Source organism: Kribbella yunnanensis (genome assembly GCF_039529655.1).
Lineage (GTDB): Bacteria > Actinomycetota > Actinomycetes > Propionibacteriales > Kribbellaceae > Kribbella > Kribbella yunnanensis.
The window spans coordinates 123,321-139,466 of sequence record NZ_BAAANF010000007.1 but is presented as its reverse complement, the minus strand read 5'-3'; the positions used below and the strand labels follow the sequence as shown (position 1 = coordinate 139,466).

The window sequence follows — 16,146 nt, the reverse complement described above, 5'->3', positions numbered from 1 at the left end:
CTCGGCACCGGAGGAAAGATGACGGCTTCAGGCCAGCAACCGACCGCGAGCGCGCCCGCCGCGGCGTGGCCGCGCCGGCCCGCGAATCTCGCGAGCGCGGTCACCGCCGAGCTCGTGCAACGCATCGTCCGCGGAGTTCACCCCTCCGGTACGTCGTTGCCGCCCGAGCCCGCGCTGTGCGAGGCCTTCGCGGTCAGCCGGACCGTCATCCGCGAGGCGGTGAAGGTCCTCCAGGAGAAGGGCCTGGTCCAGGTGCGCCAGGGCGCGGGCACGGTGGTCACCCCGCCGTCGCAGTGGAACATGCTCGACCAACTCGTCCTCGGCGCAGTCATCGCCGACGACGACAGCCTGACCGTCCTCGACGACCTGGTGGTCACCCGCCGGCTGCTGGAATCCGATATGGCGCTGGTCGCCGCCCGGACCGCCGACCAGGAGAGCATCGACCGGATGCGCACCCTCGTGGACCTGATGGACGAGCTCGTGGACGACCCCGTCGCGTATCGCGACCAGGACCAGGCCTTCCACGACACGATCATGCAGGCGTCCGGCAACCGGATCGCGCGTGGCGTCGTACGGGCGCTGGAGAGCCAGGTCGGCAACACCGCCAGCTACATGGGCAGACGAGAACGCGCGCTGTGTGTCGCCTCCAACCAGGGACACCGCCGGATCTACGAGCGGATCGCGGCGCACGACCCTCGCGGCGCGGCCGACGCCATGACTGCCCACATCACCGAGGCCTGGCTCGTGCGTCGCGACGGATCGTCGAACCCCGGCCGCCTGGACCGCTGATGAGCATCGTGCGGCTCGCGTACGGCGAGACCGGTCTGGACCTGGCCGTCGATCCGGCAGTCACCACCGTAGTCACACCGACCCACCACCAGGCGACCGAGTCGCCGCGAGAGCTCCTTCGCCGGGCGCTTCGTACGCCGGTCGCGGGTCCGCCACTGCGGGAACGTGTGCAGCGTGGTCAGACAGTCGCCATCTCGGCCTGCGACGGGACCCGGCCGCAGCCCCGGCACCTGATGATCCCGGCAATCCTGGAAGAGCTCGACGGACTTGTCGATCTCGACGACGTCGTCGTACTGGTTGCCACCGGCACCCATCGCGGCAATTCCGAAGCCGAGTTGCGAGCGATGTTCGGCGACGAGGTCGTCGACACGGTGCGCATCGTCAACCACGACGCCCGCGATCGCGACAGCCTTACTTGGCTGGGCTCGCTGGGTTCCGACGTACCGGTCTGGCTCAACAGCGAATGGGTCGCCGCGGACGTCCGCATCACCACCGGTTTCGTCGAACCGCACTTCTTCGCCGGCTTCTCCGGCGGCCCCAAACTGGTCGCACCCGGCCTCGCCGCCCTGGAAACCGTGCTTGTACTCCACGACGCCCGCCGCATCGGCCACCCCCAGGCGGCCTGGGGAATCATCGAGGGCAACCCGGTGCACGACGACGTACGAGCCATCGCCGCAGCCACCGGCGTGACCTTCGGTTTCGACGTAGTCCTCAACCAGGACAAGGAAGTCGTCGCCGCCTTCGGCGGTGACCTACTACCGATGCACGCCGCGGCGGTCCACACCGCCCGCGCAGTCGCCATGCAACCGGTGCCTCACCTGTACGACGTGGTCGTCACCACGAACTCCGGCTACCCCCTCGACCAGAACCTCTACCAGGCCGTAAAGGGCATGTCGGCTGCCTACCAGGTGACCAAGCCCGGCGGCACCATCGTCTGCGCAGCCGAGTGCCGCGACGGTTTCCCCGACCACGGCTCCTACCGCGAGGTCCTGGCTTCAGCCGACTCACCTGCTGCCCTGTTCGCCGAGATCTCCGCCCGAACAGTGACCGTCCCCGACCAGTGGCAGGTCCAGATCCAGGCCCGCATCCAAGCCGACTGCCACGTCATCATGCACACCTCACACCTAACCGACGCCGACCTAGCAACCGCACACCTGCAACAAACCAAAGACATCACCGCGACCGTAGCCAACGCCCTCGCCACAGCCGGCCCCAACGCCCGCCTCTGCGTCCTACCAGAAGGCCCCCAAACAATCCCCTACGTCGACCCAGCCGCTGCAAACAAAAGACCGGCCGGTAGCGAAGGCCATCGCCGTCGCGAAGATCCACCGCCCGGCAGCATCTCGATACTCGGTTGACGGCAGACGGGTCCGATCGATCGGATGGCCTTGTGAGTTACCGCAAGGTCTACGCCGACCAGGCCGACATCGACACCCCGCTCGTCCGTGAACTGGTGGCCGCGCAGTTCCCGCAGTGGGCCGCGCTGCCACTGGAGCCGATCGACTCCGGTGGATTGGTGAACGCGATCTTCCGCCTCGGTTCTGACCTCTCCGTACGGCTGCCGCTCCGCCCCTCAATCAACGGCATAGTGCACCGAGAGCAGGCGAAACTCGCAACACTCGCGCCGTTCCTACCTGTGACCATCCCTTCTGTCGAGGCAATCGGCACACCCACCGACGCCTACCCGGGCGAGTGGTCCGTCCACGGCTGGCTCGCCGGTACGCACCCCTCCCCCGACGCGCTGGTGGATCCGCGCGGTCTGGCAACGGACCTCGCGGCGTTCATCCAAGCGTTCCGGCAGATCGACCTGCCAGACCGACCGCCGGCCTACCTGGGCGAGCGCCGTACAAGATCTCCAATGGTGTCGATGGACTCCCCAACCCGGGACGCAATCCACGAACTGGACGGCCTCATAGACACTCGCGCCGCGCTAGCGTCATGGGAGGAGTCACTCGCAGCCCCGTACGACGGGCGCGAGGTCTGGGTCCACTCCGACCTGACCCCAAGCAACCTGCTCGTCTCAGCGGCCGGCCGCCTAACCGCAGTACTCGACTTCGAAACCTGCGGCGTCGGCGACCCAGCCTGCGACCTGTTTCCCGTCTGGTACCTGCTGCCCCCCACCGTCCACAACGACTTCCGCGCCACCCTGAACGTCGACGACGCAACCTGGCTCCGCGGACGCGGCCGCGTCCTATCCCAAGCCCTGATCGTGCTGCAGCACTTCAACGACACCAACCCGGCACTCGCAAACTACGCACAACACGCCGTCGACAAGGTCCTCACAACTTCTCAAGCCTGCTCAAGCTGACCGAGCACCCAGGCCCACCGGAAGTTGCGCGCAGACGTCGCCACCAGCAAGAGCGTCTAGCACTTCGTACGACGCCCGCGGGCAGAACGGCATTGTTACGCGTCGAAGGCGTAGCGCAGAGATCCCCTCAAGATGCGCTGCTAATCAAACTTGACTAGACGTTCCTCCTCGTGCATTCTGGTCAAGTAGTCAAACTGGACTAGTCTCAACCAGTCCGTTCGCACCACCGAGAGAAGGAATCGAACCCATGGGAAACCTCGCGATCGAGACGAGAGGGTTGAGCGGAGGTGGGCGCACGTCGGCGACCAAGCTCCTGGTACTCGGCATCGTGCACCTCTCCGGCGGCGCGCATGGCTACCAGGTGCGGTCCGAACTGCAGAGCTGGGGTGCGGAGAGTTGGGCCAAGATCAAGCCCGGCTCGGTTTATCACGCGCTGAAGAAGGCGGCGGCTGATGGCCTCCTCACCGAACACGCCGAGCCGGGCAACTCCGGGCCGGAGCGCGTTCTGTACCGCGCGACAACTCGGGGACGTGACGAGATGGTCGAACTGGTCCGCGACGGTCTGCGGCGCACCCACGACCCGGACATGCTCAACGCGTCCATCGCCATGTTGCCCATGCTGACCAGGACAGATGCCATCGCGCAGATTAACGAGCGGGTCGGGCGCCTGGAAGCGGAACTCGTAGTGCAGGCCAAGTGGCGGGAGCACCCCAATAGGGACGCCCCCGAGCACGTCCGCGATCAGGCCGAACTGTGGGCGGGGCAGGCACGCACCGAACTGGAGTGGGCGAAGAGCCTGAGCAAGCGACTGTCTGAGGGCGCCTACACCATGGCCGATGATCCGGGTTCGTGGCGAACGGTCCCCGATCCCCTCAAGATGCGCTTCTAATCAAACTTGACTAGACGTTCCTCCCCGTGCATTCTGGTCAAGTAGTCAAACTTGACTAGCCAACCCAACCCGTTCGCAACACCGAGAGAAGGAATCGAACCTATGGGAAAGTTCGCGATCGAGACGAGAGGGTTGAAGAAGAGCTTCGGCAAGACCCACGCGGTCGCCGGTGTGGACCTGGCCGTGAGCGCCGGGGGCGTGTACGGCGTGCTCGGTCCGAACGGGGCGGGCAAGACCACCACGATCCGCATGCTGGCCACGCTCCTGCGCCCCGACGCCGGAGAGGCGCAAGTGCTCGGCTACGACGTCGTGCGTGACGCCCGGGCGGTGCGGAGCAGGGTGGGCCTTACCGGGCAGTTCGCGTCGGTCGACGAGGACCTCACCGGGGTGGAGAACCTGTTGCTGCTCGCCAGGCTGCTCGGCTACTCACGCCGCCGAGGCAGGGAGCGGGCGGCCGACCTGCTCGACGCGTTCGGTCTTGCCGAGGCAGCCGACCGGCAGGTGAAGAAGTATTCCGGCGGGATGCGCAGGCGCATCGACATCGCGGCGAGCCTGGTCGTCACCCCCGAACTGATCTTCCTCGACGAGCCCACGACCGGGCTCGACCCGCGCAGCAGGAACCAGGTCTGGGAGATCGTCAGGGGCATGGTCGCCGAGGGCGCCACCGTGGTGCTGACCACGCAGTACCTCGACGAGGCCGACCAGTTGGCCGACCGGATCGCGGTGATCGACCACGGGAAGGTGATCGCCGAGGGCTCGAGCGGCGAGCTCAAGGCATCGGTCGGCGCCGGCTCGCTGCACGTACGCCTCCGTGGCCCCGAGCAGCGGGCCGAGGCCGAACGGGTCCTCGCCGCCGCTCTCGACGTGCCGATCGAGCTCTCCGCCGACCCGGCCGCGCTGTCCGCGCGGATCTCCGACCCCGAGCGGGTCGCCCGTTCCCTGGCCGAGTTGTCCCGCAGCGGCATCGACGTCACCGAGTTCGCGCTCGGTCAGCCCAGCCTGGACGAGGTCTTCCTCACCCTGACCGGACACGCCGCCGAGGAGACACCCGAGGAGGATGCCGCATGACCGCCACGTCCGCAGAACAGGCGCCGGTCACCGAGGACGCGCTGCGCAGCGTGCTGTTGGCCGGTGAGCGGCCGGCACGCCCCGGCCCGGTGCGCACCTCGTTGACATTCGGCTGGCGCGCTCTGCTGAAGATCAAACACGTCCCGGAGCAGCTCGTCGACGTGACCATGTTCCCGATCATGTTCACCCTGATGTTCACCTACCTGTTCGGTGGCGCGCTCGCCGGGTCGACTCAGGAGTACCTGCAGTTCCTGCTGCCCGGGATCCTGGTGCAGGCGAACGTCATGATCACCATGAACACCGGCATAACGCTGAACACCGACATCCAGAAGGGGGTGTTCGACAGGTTCAGGTCACTTCCGGTGTGGCGACCGTCGCCGCTGGTCGGCGCCCTGCTCGGCGATGTGATGCGCTACTCGATCGGGTCGGCGATCGTGATCGCGCTCGGCCTGGTCCTCGGGTTCCGGCCGGAGGGCGGCGCCGTCGGGGTGCTGCTGTCGGTGGCGCTGCTGCTGGTGTTCTCGTTCTGCCTGTCGTGGCTGTGGACGATGCTCAGCCTGATCCTGCGCACGCCGAACTCGGTGGCGGGGGTCAGCATGATGGTGATGTTCCCGCTGACGTTCGCGAGCAACATCTTCGTGGACCCGAAGACGATGCCCGGGTGGATGCAGGCGGTCGTCGAGGTCAACCCGATCACCCACCTGGCGACCGTGGTACGCGGCCTGATGCACGGCTCGGTGCCCGCCGGAGAAATCGGCTGGGTGCTCGTCTCGTCCGTACTTCTCGTCGCGGTCTTCGGTCCCATCACCATGGTCCTCTACCGCAACAAGAAGTAGCTGCCGCTACCGCGAGCACTTGGTCGAAATCAACTCCGACAACCCGGCCCACTCGGCCAACGCCATCACCGGTACCAGGCCCGGACACGACAAGGAGAGCCGAATGAGCACCATCCCCAAGAACAACTCGGAAACCGTTGCGCACACGCCCGGGCGGGCGAGCAGCATCGGGGTCTGGATTCTGCACGTCGTGCTGGCGGCGATCATCGCCGGCGGCGGAATCTCGAAGCTCGCCGGCGACCCGGTCATGGTGGACATGTTCGCCGACATCGGGGCCGGCCAGTGGCTCCGGTACCTGGTCGGAGCGCTGGAGGTCGCGGGAGGGGTTGGACTTCTGATCCCGGCTCTGGCGGGCCTCGCCAGTCTCGGGTTGGCGGCATTGCTGACCGGTGCTGTCATCACCGATCAGTTCGTGCTCGAACAGAGCCCTTGGCTGCCGCTCGCCTTACTCGTCGTGGCGGCCGTGATCGCAAGGACGCGGTGGTCGCGCACCAAGTCCGTCGTCGGCACGCTGCTCAGGCGCTGAGACAAACCTCTCGAACGGAGATGTGAGATGAACGAGATGGCCTTTCGCGTGACATCAAACGATGGCACCACCATCGCCTACGACCGGAAGGGAAGCGGTCCGGCCGTCATTCTGGTGGGCGGAGCACTCGACGACGGGGTGGAGAACGCTCCCTTGGCGCCGGCTCTCGCCGAGCACTTCACGGTCTACAACTTTGCCCGTCGGGGACGCGGCGCGAGCGGCTTCACCGAGCCGTACGCCGTGGAGAGGGAGATCGAGGACCTGGATGCGTTGATCGCGGAGGCGGGCGGCTCGGCACACCTGTTCGGGGCGTCCTCTGGTGGCGCGCTGGCGCTGGAAGCCGCCGCGGCCGGGTCAGCCATCGACACGATCGCCGTCTGGGAGGTGCCCTACGCGGTGGGGGACGACATCCGCCCGCGATTCGAGGAGTACATCGCAGACACCCGACGCGCCTTCGAGGCCGGGCGAGACGAGGAGGTTCTCGAACTGTTCATGCGCCTGTCCGGCGCTTCCGACGACAACATCGCGGCCAGGAAAGCGGCAGGCAAGCAGACGTCGCATTGGGCGGATTCGGTCGCCCTCGCGCCCACGCTGGTCCACGACAGCGTCTTCCACAACCGCTACCAATTGCCGACCGATCGACTGGCAACGGTCACCCAACCGGTCCTGGTCACCACCGGAGGACCGATCACGGTCCCCTACATGGCAGGCCTGCCCTCGGACTTCTTCGACCGCGCAGCCGACGAGCTTGCAGACCAATTACCCCACGCTCAACGGGAGACCCTCGAGGGACCGGATCACGTCGTCGACCCACAGACCGTCGGCCCGCTGTTGCTACGGTTCTTCAGCACCGAACACTGAGGGGCCCGCGAGGTGTTGCGGGAATACCGATTAGGCACCGCGCCAGCAGATCTTCGTCGCGCCAGGGAACCTCCGCAGCGACGCACAGGACGGTGAGTGGGTACGAGTAGGCGTTGCCGTTTGACCATGCGTTGAGGGTGTTGAAGGTTGTCGGGACAACGACCACGGCGTCGGCCGTACGCGCGGCGAGCGGCGCACCGCAGACGACGATGTAGAGGGTTCTGGCAGTCAATCGAGGACTCCTGCGTTCATGGGCAGTCGCTCGACAGGACAAGCGAAAAGGCCGGTCACCCTCAGGTGACCGGCCTCAATACTTTGTGGAGCTTAGGGGATTCGAACCCCTGACCTCTTCCATGCCATGGAAGCGCGCTACCAACTGCGCCAAAGCCCCGCGGTGTTTCCCTTGCGACTCCGGAAGTTTAGCGGATGGGGGGTGGAGAAGAAAAATCGAGGGTCGGCCTGCGGCTGGTGAGGTAGATGACAGGGCGGTTGGGGGTGTTGGGCTTGCGTCGGCCGGTGCTGAGGGTTGGCCCGATGGCCTCGGAGGGGGACGCGGCGGACACGGGCTGTCGCCGGAGGCGACCAAATGTGCTGTCGCCGCCGGAGGCGGTGTCCTTTAGCGTTGGGGGTCGTCGGACATTACTGGTTCGGGGAGGGAGCCGGCGTTCCATTCTTCGATGCGCCAGCCGGTGGTGCGGTTGGGGAGGAGGGAGACCCAGTTGCAGTTGGAGAGGGCGCCGAAGGCGGGCCAGTGGGGGGCTGGGATGTTGAGGAAGTTGCAGATGCCTACTCGGGCGGCCATGCCGTGGGTGGCGATGACGGTGGTGTCCTCGGGCGAGCCTTGGAGGGCTATGCGGGTGAGGGCTTCGGCGAAGCGGGTGGCTACTTCTTCTACGGTTTCGCCGGCGGTGCCGCGGCGTTGGGGGGCGCCGGATTTGATGCGGGCGGCGGCTTCGGGGTTGCGGGCGGCGAGTTCGGCTTGGGTGAGGCCGGCCCAGTCGTCGACGTCGATCTCGCGGAGGGCCTCGTCGTACTCGATTTTGAGGCCGGTGAGGAGGGCCAGCTCGCCTGCTGTGGCTGCGGCTCGTTGGAGGTCGCTGGAGAACAGGCGGGTGGGGGCCAGGGCGGCCAGGCGGGCGGCGGCGGCTCGGGCCTGGCCGATGCCCACCACGTCGAGGGGGATGTCGGCCTGGCCCTGGATCTTGTCCTGCAGGTTCCACTCGGTCCGGCCGTGCCGCCAGACGATCAGTCGCCCAGCGGTCATTCGGCCGGGCCCGAGGCCGAGCCTGTGCCCGGTACGGCGGACGGGAGCTTGATGATCGGGCAGTCGCGCCAGAGGCGTTCGAGGGAATAGAAGCTGCGCTCCTCGTCGTGCTGGACGTGGATCACGATCTCGAGGTAGTCGAGCAGCACCCAGCGGCCTTCGCGGGCGCCTTCGCGGCGTACCGGTTTGGCGTCGAAGTCGACCCGGAGCTTCTCCTCGACGGCGTCGACGATGGCCCGCACCTGCCGGTCGTTGGAGGCGGAGGCGACCAGGAAGGCGTCGGTGATGGCGAGCTGTTCGGAGACGTCGAAGGCGAGGACGTTCTCGGCCTTCTTGTCGTGGGCCGCTTCGGCGGCCGCGGTGAGCAGCTCGATGGCGCGTTCACTGGCTGACATCTGAAACACGTTCCTAACGGTTGGTGTAGAGCTCGCGCTTGGCGATGTACTGGACGATGCCGTCCGGGACGAGGTACCAGGTCGGGTTGCCCTTGGCGACCCGGGCGCGGCATTCGGTCGACGAGATCGCCAGCGCCGGGACTTCCAGCAAGGTGATCCGGTCCATCGGCAGCTTGTCGAGCGGCAGCTCGAGACTCTCGGTCCCGGGCCTGGTACAGCCGACGAACTGCGCGAGTTTGAACATCTCGTCGACGTCGCGCCAGGTGAGGATCTGGGCCAGCGCGTCGGCACCGGTGATGAAGAACAGCTCGGCGTCGGGGTAGAGCGCCGACAGGTCGCGCAGGGTGTCGATCGTGTACGTCGGTCCTGGCCGGTCGATGTCGACCCGGCTGACCGAGAACCTGGGGTTCGAGGCGGTGGCGATCACCGTCATCAGGTACCGGTCCTCGGCCTCCGAGACGTCCCGGTCGGACTTCTGCCACGGCTGGCCGGTCGGGACGAAGATGACCTCGTCCAGATCGAAGTACGCCTGCACCTCGCTGGCGGCCACCAGGTGGCCGTGGTGGATCGGGTCGAACGTCCCACCCATCACGCCCAGTCGGCGGACCCGCTCGACGGCAGTCATATCAGCTGTGCGGCCGGCCCTTGCCCATGATCACCGTGACGAGCAGCAGCAGGACCAGGACGAAGAGCGCGAACCCGCCGTACCACCACGGCGAGATGTGGGCGGCCTCGGAGGCCTCCTCGAGGGCCGCGAGCTGCGGCACGACAAGCTTGAGCATGGACAGAGCCTATCTCGTGGCCGGACGCACGAGCGCGACCGGTGGCACTGTCGGCCATCCGGTCGCGCGAGGGGTCGATCAGCTGTGGCGGATGTGACGGGTCAGCAGCCGGCGCCAGAGCGAGGGCACGGCGGCGGCGCGCTGGTACTGCGCGGCGACACGGTGCATCTCGTCGATGTGGGCACGGGCGACGTCGGGGGTGATCATGATTCCTTCACGGGTTGTACGACGGAGGTCGGGCGGACTGGCCCGACACCTCAAATTGTACGACAATCTGACAGCGCGGACAAACGAATTAAAGGCAGATCAGGTCACATGCCTACGAATCTGCAGTGAACAGGAGGTTCACCCGATATGGACGCGATCGATCGGCAACTGATCGAGGCACTGAGGCTGAACGGCCGCTCGAGCTGGGCGGAGCTCGGCCGGGTGGTCGGGCTGTCCGGTCCGAGCGTCCAGGAGCGGGTACGGCGCCTGGAGGAGCGCGGCGTACTTCTCGGCTACCGCGCAATCGTCGCGCCTGCCCAGGTCGGCCTCGGCACCAGCGCGCTGATCGGGCTGTTCCAGCGTGACGACGTGGAGACCGACGACATCGTCGACCAGGTCCGCGAGATCGCCGCGGTCGAGGACTGCTGGTTCGTGGCGGGCGATCAGGAGCTGGTGGTGAAGATCCGCGTTGCGGATGTCAGCCAACTGGAGGCCGTGGTCGGCTCCCTGCGCCGCGTGAACGGCGTGGTCAGGACCCGGACGACCGTCGTACTGTCGACTCGCTGGGAAGGGCGTCCCGCGCCGCTGCCCGACGAGTGAGAGCCAGTACGACGCCTGCCGCGACCGCGAGTCCGCCCGCGACCGGGAAGAGCAGCCGCGGCACGTGGTCATACGCGACGCCGCCAAGAGCCGGGGCGAGGAACATCCCGCTGACCGACGCGGCGGCGTACAGGCTGGAGTAGCGCCCGACCATGCCCTCGGGCGCGAGATCCGCGACGTGCGCGGTCGCGGTCGGCTTGTAGAGCATCTCCCCCGCGGTGATGACGATGATCGCGAGGACCGCGCCCATCAGCGCCGGCCAGACGCCGAGGACCGCGAGCCCGAGGCCGACCAGCGCGCTCCCGGCGGCGATCACGCGGAGGGCGTGATGACTGCGCAGCCGAATCGCGAGAGGTGCCTCGAGGCAGACGATCAAGACCGAGTTCACTGCGATCAGTACGCCGTACGCGACCGGCGGCGAACCGGCGTCCCGGAGCAGCAGTGGCATGGTCACGTAGATCTGCCGGCAGGCGGTGTCGACCACGACGATCATCGCGAGCAGGATCAGCAGCGAGCGATCCAGCGAACCCCGCATCGGCGCCGCCTGATGCATGCGGCGCGCAGTCGGCACCCAGCGCCAGATGACGAACGCCAGCACCAGACTGGTCACAGCATCGAACACGAAGACCAAAGAGAAGTCGTACGCCGCCACCAGCCCGCCCAACGGTGGTCCGATGATGAACCCGGCGTTGCTCGCGGTCCGCGACAGCGCGATCCCCTCCCGGCGACGCTCGGCAGGGAGCGAGATCGCGACGAGCGCGCTGAGGTTCGGCCGGGTCGCTCCCCCGCACAGACCGGCCAGCGCACCGAGAGCGGCCAGCCAGGCATTCGGCGCCAGCGGCATCGCGGCGCAGGTGATCGCCCAGGTCAGCTGGCTGGCCACGGCCGCGGTCCGCAGTCCGAAGCGATCGCCGACCCAGCCGCCGCCGAGATTGCCGCCGACCAGACCCACGCCGTACGCCGCCGCTGCGAAGCCGGCCTGCTGTGCCGACATCCCGCGGTCCTGGACGAGGTAGAGGGTCAGGTACAGCCAGGCCAGCGCCCCGGCCGCGCTGACCAGCTGGCCGAGCATCACCGCACGCATCCAGGTGGGCAGTTCGGCGATCCGGCGCCAGTACATGGTTCCCCCGCGAGCTAGAGTGAGTTCCTCAGAGGAACTTACGACGGCGGCTAGCGTGGTGGCAACCGGATTGGGGGTCGATCGTGCGACGGAGTACCTTCTCGCCCGAACCGGACTGTGCGATCGCGCAGTCCCTCGGGGTGATCGGCGACGGCTGGGAGCTGCTGATCGTGCGCGACCTCGCGCGCGGGCTGGACCGATTCGATCAGCTGGCGGAATCGCTGCGGATCTCCCGGAAGGTGCTGACCGAGCGGCTCGGTGGGCTGCTGGACTCGGGCGTGATCGAGCGGACGGCGTACCAGGAGCGGCCGACGCGCTACGCGTACGGGCTGACTCCGCGCGGGCGGGCGCTGCTGCCGGTGCTGGTCGCGCTGCAGGACTGGGGTGATCGGTGGGTGCTCGGCGATGGTGAGTTGACCGGGACGAACACGGTCGACGAGGCGCCAGCTCAGCGTGTGCATGAGCTGGTGGGGCGACGGGTGCCAGCCGTCGTGCTGCCGTCAACAGCCGGTACGACGCTCGACGTGGTCGATGGTCAGGCGCGCTCGACCGTACTGTTCGGCTACCCGGCGACGGGCCGGCCGACGCCGTTGCCGGAGGGGTGGATGGATATCGCGGGGACGGCGGGGTGCACGCTGGAGAACCGGTTGTTTGCGGCGAAGTACGACGAGTTCCTGGCTCGGCGGATCTCTGTTCGTGGTGTCAGTACGCAGCGCAGGGATGAGCAGCAGGCGTTTGCGGCGGCCGAGGAGATTCCGCAGGTACTGCTGTCGGATGTGGAGCTGGAGTTGGCGGCGGCGCTGCGGTTGCCGACGTTCCGCGCGGGCGGGTATGAGCGGCTCAAGCGCGTCGTGCTCGTGGTCGGCGCGGATCGGGTGGTCAATGCGGTGAAGTACCCGGTGACGGATATTGCGGAGGCAGTCGAGTGGGCGCTGGCGACCGCGTGAACGAGGTCGAGGTGTGGTGGGCACGGGTCGATCAGGCCCGTCCCGAGTTCATCGCGGATCTGAACGCGGTTGAGCGGGAGCGGTATGCGCGGTATCTGCGGGAGGCGGACAAAGCACGGTTCCTGCTGGGGGTGACGATGGTACGACGGTTGCTCGGGGCCCGGATGTCGTTGCCCCCGGCAATCGTCGTACTGGATCGGGCGTGCCGGGATTGCGGAAAGCCGCACGGGAAGGTGCGGGCCGAGGGGGTTGAGCTGTCGGTGACGCATTCCGGTGAGTGGGTCGGCGTGGCGATCGGTACGGCGCCGGTCGGGCTCGACGTGGAGCGGATCGATGCTGCTCAGGATGTTGACGGGGTCGCGCGGATGAGTCTCGCGCCCGAAGAACAGTTGGTGCTGAGGGGGTTTGAGGGCGGCGAGAAGGCGCGGGCGTTCACCCGGTACTGGACGCGCAAGGAGGCGCTGCTGAAGGCGACTGGGGACGGCATCGCGGCGGGGCTGTGGACGGTCGTGGTGAGCGGACCGGATGAGCCGGCGGCCGTCGTGCGGTGGGAGGGGCGCGACGGGCCGGCACACCTGGTAGACGTGCGTGTTGGCGAGGCCTCGGCTGGCGCCGATCACCCGCTGGACGTGCAGGTCGGCGGGCCGGCGGCCGACGCCGATCATCTGGCGGCTCTGGCTGTGCTGTCGGCCGAGCCGCCTGTCGTGCGGGTGGATCAGTTTCGGGTTTGACCTTCGCCGGTGACGACGTACTTGGTCGACGTCATCTCGGGGAGGCCCATGGGGCCGCGGGCGTGCAGTTTCTGGGTGGAGATGCCGATCTCGGCGCCGAAGCCGAACTCGCCACCGTCGGTGAACCGGGTGCTCGCGTTGACCACGACTGCCGCCGAGTCGACCGCTTGCACGAAGCGGCGGGCGGCCGCCTGCGAGCGGGTGATGATCGCGTCGGTGTGCCCGGAGCTGTAGCGGCGGATGTGCTGTACGGCGCTCTCCAGCGACTCGACCACCGCGGCCGACAGGTCGAGTGAGTTGTACTCGGTCCCGTAGTCCTCGTCCGTCGCCGCCACAATGTCGTTGCCCGCAGCAACCACCGTCGGATCGCCATGGACTGTCACACCTGCAGCTGCCAACGCGGGAAGGGCGAGCGCCAAGAAGTCGTCAGCCACCGAAGCGTGTACGAGCAGGGACTCGGCGGCGTTGCAGACGCTCGGGCGCTGGGTCTTCGAGTTCAGCAGGATCTCCAGCGCGAGGTTGAGGTCCGCGTCGGCGTCGACGTATACGTGGCAGTTGCCGACGCCCGTTTCGATCACCGGCACGGTCGACTCGCTGACCACGGTCTGGATCAGACCGGCACCACCGCGCGGGATCAGTACGTCGACCAGCCCGCGCGCCTGCATGAGCTCCTTGACCGCGGCGCGATCGGTCGGAACGCCCTGCACCACGTCGGCCGGCAACCCCACGGATGTCGCGGCATCCCGCAGTACGTCGATGATCGCGACATTGGACGCAGCTGCGGACGAGGAGCCGCGCAGCAGCACCGCGTTACCCGACTTGAGGCAGATGCCGGCGGCGTCGGCGGTCACGTTCGGCCGAGCCTCGTAGATGATCCCGACGACGCCGAAGGGGACGCGGACCTGGCGGAGCTCGAGCCCGTTCGGCAGCGTGTATCCGCGCACCACCTCACCGACTGGATCGGTCAGCCCGGCCAACTGCTCCAGCCCCACAGCCATCCCGTCGACACGACCGGCATCGAGCGCCAACCGGTCGACGGTGGATTCCGGCGTACCGGCCTCGCGTGCCGCCGCCACATCGACAGCGTTCGCCGCGACGATCTCGTCAGTATGAGACCGCAGCGCCGCCGCCATCGCGTACAGTGCCGCATCCTTGGTCGCCCGCGAGGCTTCCGCCAACGCGTACGACGCCTCCCGCGCCCGCCGGGCCAGTTCGATGATCTCGCTCACGTGTTCATCGTAGGCTGCGCCGGCGCAACCGCGGCAACCGTGCGATCGCGTGAGACAACGGGACCACCGCCGCCAGCGCGAGATTCAGCCGCGGATCCGACGGCGCGATCGGCACCCCGGACCGCTTCAACCGCCGCCAGGCCCAGACGGAGTACGGAATGACCACGAGCGGCGTCGTCACCAGACCGGGTGTGTAGCGTCGGAGCGCGACCGACTGAGCGACATGCGTGCCCGCGTGCAGCCCAAAGCCCAGCAGCGATGCCTGGAAGAACCTGCTCCGCCCACCACTCGCAGCACCAGCAGCCGACGCCGCAGCCATCGCCAATCCAGTCAGCCCGATCGCCGTCGCCGCCTCGGCCTTCGACGTACGAACGACTTTGGGTAGACCAGGCTGCTGCGACCAGCCAGGCATGGTGGCTAGTTCTTCTAGGTCGTGGATGATCCAGGCGCCTAGTAGGCCCCAGGCGACCTTCTTCACAGCAGCACCATGTCGTCGCGGTGGACGACTTCGCGTTCGTACGCCGCACCTAGTTCGCGGGCCAGGTCGTGGGTGGTGCGGCCGAGGAGGCCGGGGAGTTCGGCGGCGTCGAAGTTGACCAGGCCGCGGGCGACGACGACGCCGGTGGGCGAGACCAGGTCGACGGGGTCGCCGGCGGCGAAGGTGCCTTCGACGGCGGTGATGCCGGCCGGCAGGAGGGATTTGCGGCGGGCGGTGACGGCTTGGACTGCGCCCTCGTCGAGGTGCAGGATGCCTACGCCAGAGGTGGCGTGGGCTAGCCAGAGGAGGCGGGTCTTCTGGCGGCGGCCGGTTGGGTGGAAGAGCGTGCCGACTCGCTTGCCCTGCAAGGCGTCCGCGACCAGGGCGGCCGACGTCAGTACGACGGGGATCCCGGCCTCGGTGGCGATCGCGGCCGCCTCCACCTTCGTCTGCATACCGCCGGTACCGACGCCGGACGAGCCGCTCTTGCCAATCGCGAGCGGCTCGAGGTCGGCGGCACCGCGGACCTCGGTGACCATCGTCGTACCGGGTTTGCGCGGGTCGCCGTCGTACAGGCCGTCGACGTCGGAGAGCAGCAGCAACAGGTCGGCGTGCACGAGGTGGCTGGTGAGCGCGGCGAGGCGATCGTTGTCGCCGAAGCGGATCTCGGTGGTGGCGACGGTGTCGTTCTCGTTCACTATCGGTACGACGCCCAGCTCCAGCAGGCGGGCGAATGTCCGGTACGCGTTGCGGTAGTGGCTGCGCCGGGTCACGTCGTCGACGGTCAGCAACACCTGGCCGACGCGCAGGTTGTGCGCGGCGAACGCGTCGCTGTAGCGGGCCATCAGCTCGCCCTGCCCGACCGAGGCCGCCGCCTGCTGCGTCGCCAGGTCACGCGGTCGCGAACGCAACCCCATCGGCGCGAGCCCGGCCGCGATCGCCCCGGACGAGACGAGCACGACCTCGGTCCCGGTCGCCCGGCGCGCCGCGATGGCGTCGACGAGCGGCCGGAGCCGGTCCAGGTCGATCCGGCCGCGCTGCGTCAGCGACGACGAGCCGACCTTCACGACGATTCGCGTGGCCGCGACGGCCTCCGCGCGTAGGTCCATCAGGTAT

Annotated in this window: 20 protein-coding genes and 1 tRNA gene; 11 read left to right on the top strand and 10 right to left on the bottom strand. The window is 67.9% G+C overall.

What is annotated here, in order from left to right; translation table 11 throughout:
• Window positions 1-18 precede the first annotated feature (18 nt).
• The 8 genes from ABD231_RS11055 (at window position 19) to ABD231_RS11020 (ending at window position 7,277) form a co-directional block, all read left to right on the top strand.
• Complete coding sequence (locus ABD231_RS11055; RefSeq protein ID WP_344149149.1) at window positions 19-789, top strand: FadR/GntR family transcriptional regulator; 771 nt, start codon at window positions 19-21, stop codon at window positions 787-789.
• Window positions 789-2,147 carry a nickel-dependent lactate racemase gene (gene larA, locus ABD231_RS11050; RefSeq protein WP_344149147.1) on the top strand — a complete coding sequence of 453 codons (1,359 nt, stop codon included), beginning with the start codon at window positions 789-791 and terminating at the stop codon, window positions 2,145-2,147. The genes ABD231_RS11055 and larA overlap by 1 nt, the downstream gene beginning before the upstream one ends.
• Before the next feature lie 32 nt (window positions 2,148-2,179).
• Window positions 2,180-3,097, top strand: coding sequence for an aminoglycoside phosphotransferase family protein (locus tag ABD231_RS11045; RefSeq protein WP_344149145.1), 918 nt, complete (start codon window positions 2,180-2,182; stop codon window positions 3,095-3,097).
• A 247-nt stretch (window positions 3,098-3,344) separates the two neighbouring features.
• Window positions 3,345-3,986: a PadR family transcriptional regulator gene (locus ABD231_RS11040; protein ID WP_344149143.1), complete on the top strand. Its 642-nt coding sequence runs from the start codon at window positions 3,345-3,347 to the stop codon at window positions 3,984-3,986.
• Between the two features lie 102 nt (window positions 3,987-4,088).
• Window positions 4,089-5,054 carry an ATP-binding cassette domain-containing protein gene (locus ABD231_RS11035; protein WP_344149141.1) on the top strand — a complete coding sequence of 322 codons (966 nt, stop codon included), beginning with the start codon at window positions 4,089-4,091 and terminating at the stop codon, window positions 5,052-5,054.
• The gene (locus ABD231_RS11030; protein WP_344149139.1) at window positions 5,051-5,890 is read left to right on the top strand and encodes an ABC transporter permease; all 840 of its coding nucleotides are present in this window, start codon (window positions 5,051-5,053) and stop codon (window positions 5,888-5,890) included. The genes ABD231_RS11035 and ABD231_RS11030 overlap by 4 nt, the downstream gene beginning before the upstream one ends.
• A 103-nt stretch (window positions 5,891-5,993) precedes the next feature.
• Window positions 5,994-6,416, top strand: a complete 423-nt coding sequence (locus ABD231_RS11025; RefSeq protein WP_344149137.1) for a DoxX family protein — start codon at window positions 5,994-5,996, stop codon at window positions 6,414-6,416.
• A gap of 48 nt (window positions 6,417-6,464) precedes the next feature.
• Window positions 6,465-7,277 (top strand): alpha/beta fold hydrolase, encoded by an 813-nt coding sequence (locus ABD231_RS11020; protein WP_344149135.1) that lies wholly within the window; start codon window positions 6,465-6,467, stop codon window positions 7,275-7,277.
• 318 nt (window positions 7,278-7,595) lie between these two features.
• On the opposite strand, the gene ABD231_RS11015 is transcribed toward ABD231_RS11020, so the two are convergent.
• The 6 genes from ABD231_RS11015 to ABD231_RS10990 form a co-directional block, all read right to left on the bottom strand.
• A tRNA-Ala gene (locus ABD231_RS11015) sits at window positions 7,596-7,668 on the bottom strand.
• 225 nt (window positions 7,669-7,893) lie between these two features.
• Window positions 7,894-8,541 carry a histidine phosphatase family protein gene (locus ABD231_RS11010; RefSeq protein ID WP_344149133.1) on the bottom strand — a complete coding sequence of 216 codons (648 nt, stop codon included), beginning with the start codon at window positions 8,539-8,541 and terminating at the stop codon, window positions 7,894-7,896.
• Complete coding sequence (gene rsfS / locus ABD231_RS11005) at window positions 8,538-8,936, bottom strand: ribosome silencing factor (RefSeq protein WP_344149131.1); 399 nt, start codon at window positions 8,934-8,936, stop codon at window positions 8,538-8,540. Before rsfS ends, ABD231_RS11010 begins: the two co-directional genes overlap by 4 nt.
• A gap of 13 nt (window positions 8,937-8,949) precedes the next feature.
• Window positions 8,950-9,525, bottom strand: coding sequence for a nicotinate-nucleotide adenylyltransferase (gene nadD, locus ABD231_RS11000; RefSeq protein ID WP_380156884.1), 576 nt, complete (start codon window positions 9,523-9,525; stop codon window positions 8,950-8,952).
• A 37-nt stretch (window positions 9,526-9,562) separates the two neighbouring features.
• Window positions 9,563-9,718, bottom strand: coding sequence for a hypothetical protein (locus ABD231_RS10995; RefSeq protein ID WP_344149127.1), 156 nt, complete (start codon window positions 9,716-9,718; stop codon window positions 9,563-9,565).
• A 78-nt stretch (window positions 9,719-9,796) separates the two neighbouring features.
• Window positions 9,797-9,925: a hypothetical protein gene (locus tag ABD231_RS10990; RefSeq protein WP_272948569.1), complete on the bottom strand. Its 129-nt coding sequence runs from the start codon at window positions 9,923-9,925 to the stop codon at window positions 9,797-9,799.
• Between the two features lie 147 nt (window positions 9,926-10,072).
• Between ABD231_RS10990 and ABD231_RS10985 the strand changes: the two genes are divergently transcribed.
• A complete protein-coding gene (locus tag ABD231_RS10985; RefSeq protein WP_344149123.1) occupies window positions 10,073-10,525 on the top strand; it encodes an Lrp/AsnC family transcriptional regulator in 453 nt (150 codons plus the stop codon).
• Here ABD231_RS10985 and ABD231_RS10980 read toward each other — a convergent pair.
• Window positions 10,455-11,645, bottom strand: coding sequence for an MFS transporter (locus ABD231_RS10980; RefSeq protein WP_344149121.1), 1,191 nt, complete (start codon window positions 11,643-11,645; stop codon window positions 10,455-10,457). The two genes, ABD231_RS10985 and ABD231_RS10980, sit on opposite strands and share 71 nt — an antisense overlap.
• A gap of 83 nt (window positions 11,646-11,728) precedes the next feature.
• Here ABD231_RS10980 and ABD231_RS10975 point away from each other — a divergent pair, with 83 nt between their 5' ends.
• A complete protein-coding gene (locus ABD231_RS10975) occupies window positions 11,729-12,592 on the top strand; it encodes a winged helix-turn-helix transcriptional regulator (RefSeq protein WP_344149119.1) in 864 nt (287 codons plus the stop codon).
• Window positions 12,589-13,323, top strand: a complete 735-nt coding sequence (locus ABD231_RS10970) for a 4'-phosphopantetheinyl transferase family protein (protein ID WP_344149117.1) — start codon at window positions 12,589-12,591, stop codon at window positions 13,321-13,323. Before ABD231_RS10975 ends, ABD231_RS10970 begins: the two co-directional genes overlap by 4 nt.
• Here ABD231_RS10970 and ABD231_RS10965 read toward each other — a convergent pair.
• From ABD231_RS10965 to proB, 3 genes are read right to left on the bottom strand one after another with little or no spacing between them, the layout of a single operon-like run.
• Entirely contained in the window at window positions 13,308-14,552 is a 1,245-nt protein-coding gene (locus ABD231_RS10965) for a glutamate-5-semialdehyde dehydrogenase (protein ID WP_344149115.1), read from the bottom strand. The genes ABD231_RS10970 and ABD231_RS10965 overlap by 16 nt on opposite strands.
• Before the next feature lie 4 nt (window positions 14,553-14,556).
• Window positions 14,557-15,030, bottom strand: coding sequence for an HXXEE domain-containing protein (locus tag ABD231_RS10960; protein ID WP_344149113.1), 474 nt, complete (start codon window positions 15,028-15,030; stop codon window positions 14,557-14,559).
• Entirely contained in the window at window positions 15,027-16,139 is a 1,113-nt protein-coding gene (proB, locus tag ABD231_RS10955) for a glutamate 5-kinase (protein ID WP_344149111.1), read from the bottom strand. Before proB ends, ABD231_RS10960 begins: the two co-directional genes overlap by 4 nt.
• Window positions 16,140-16,146 lie beyond the last annotated feature (7 nt).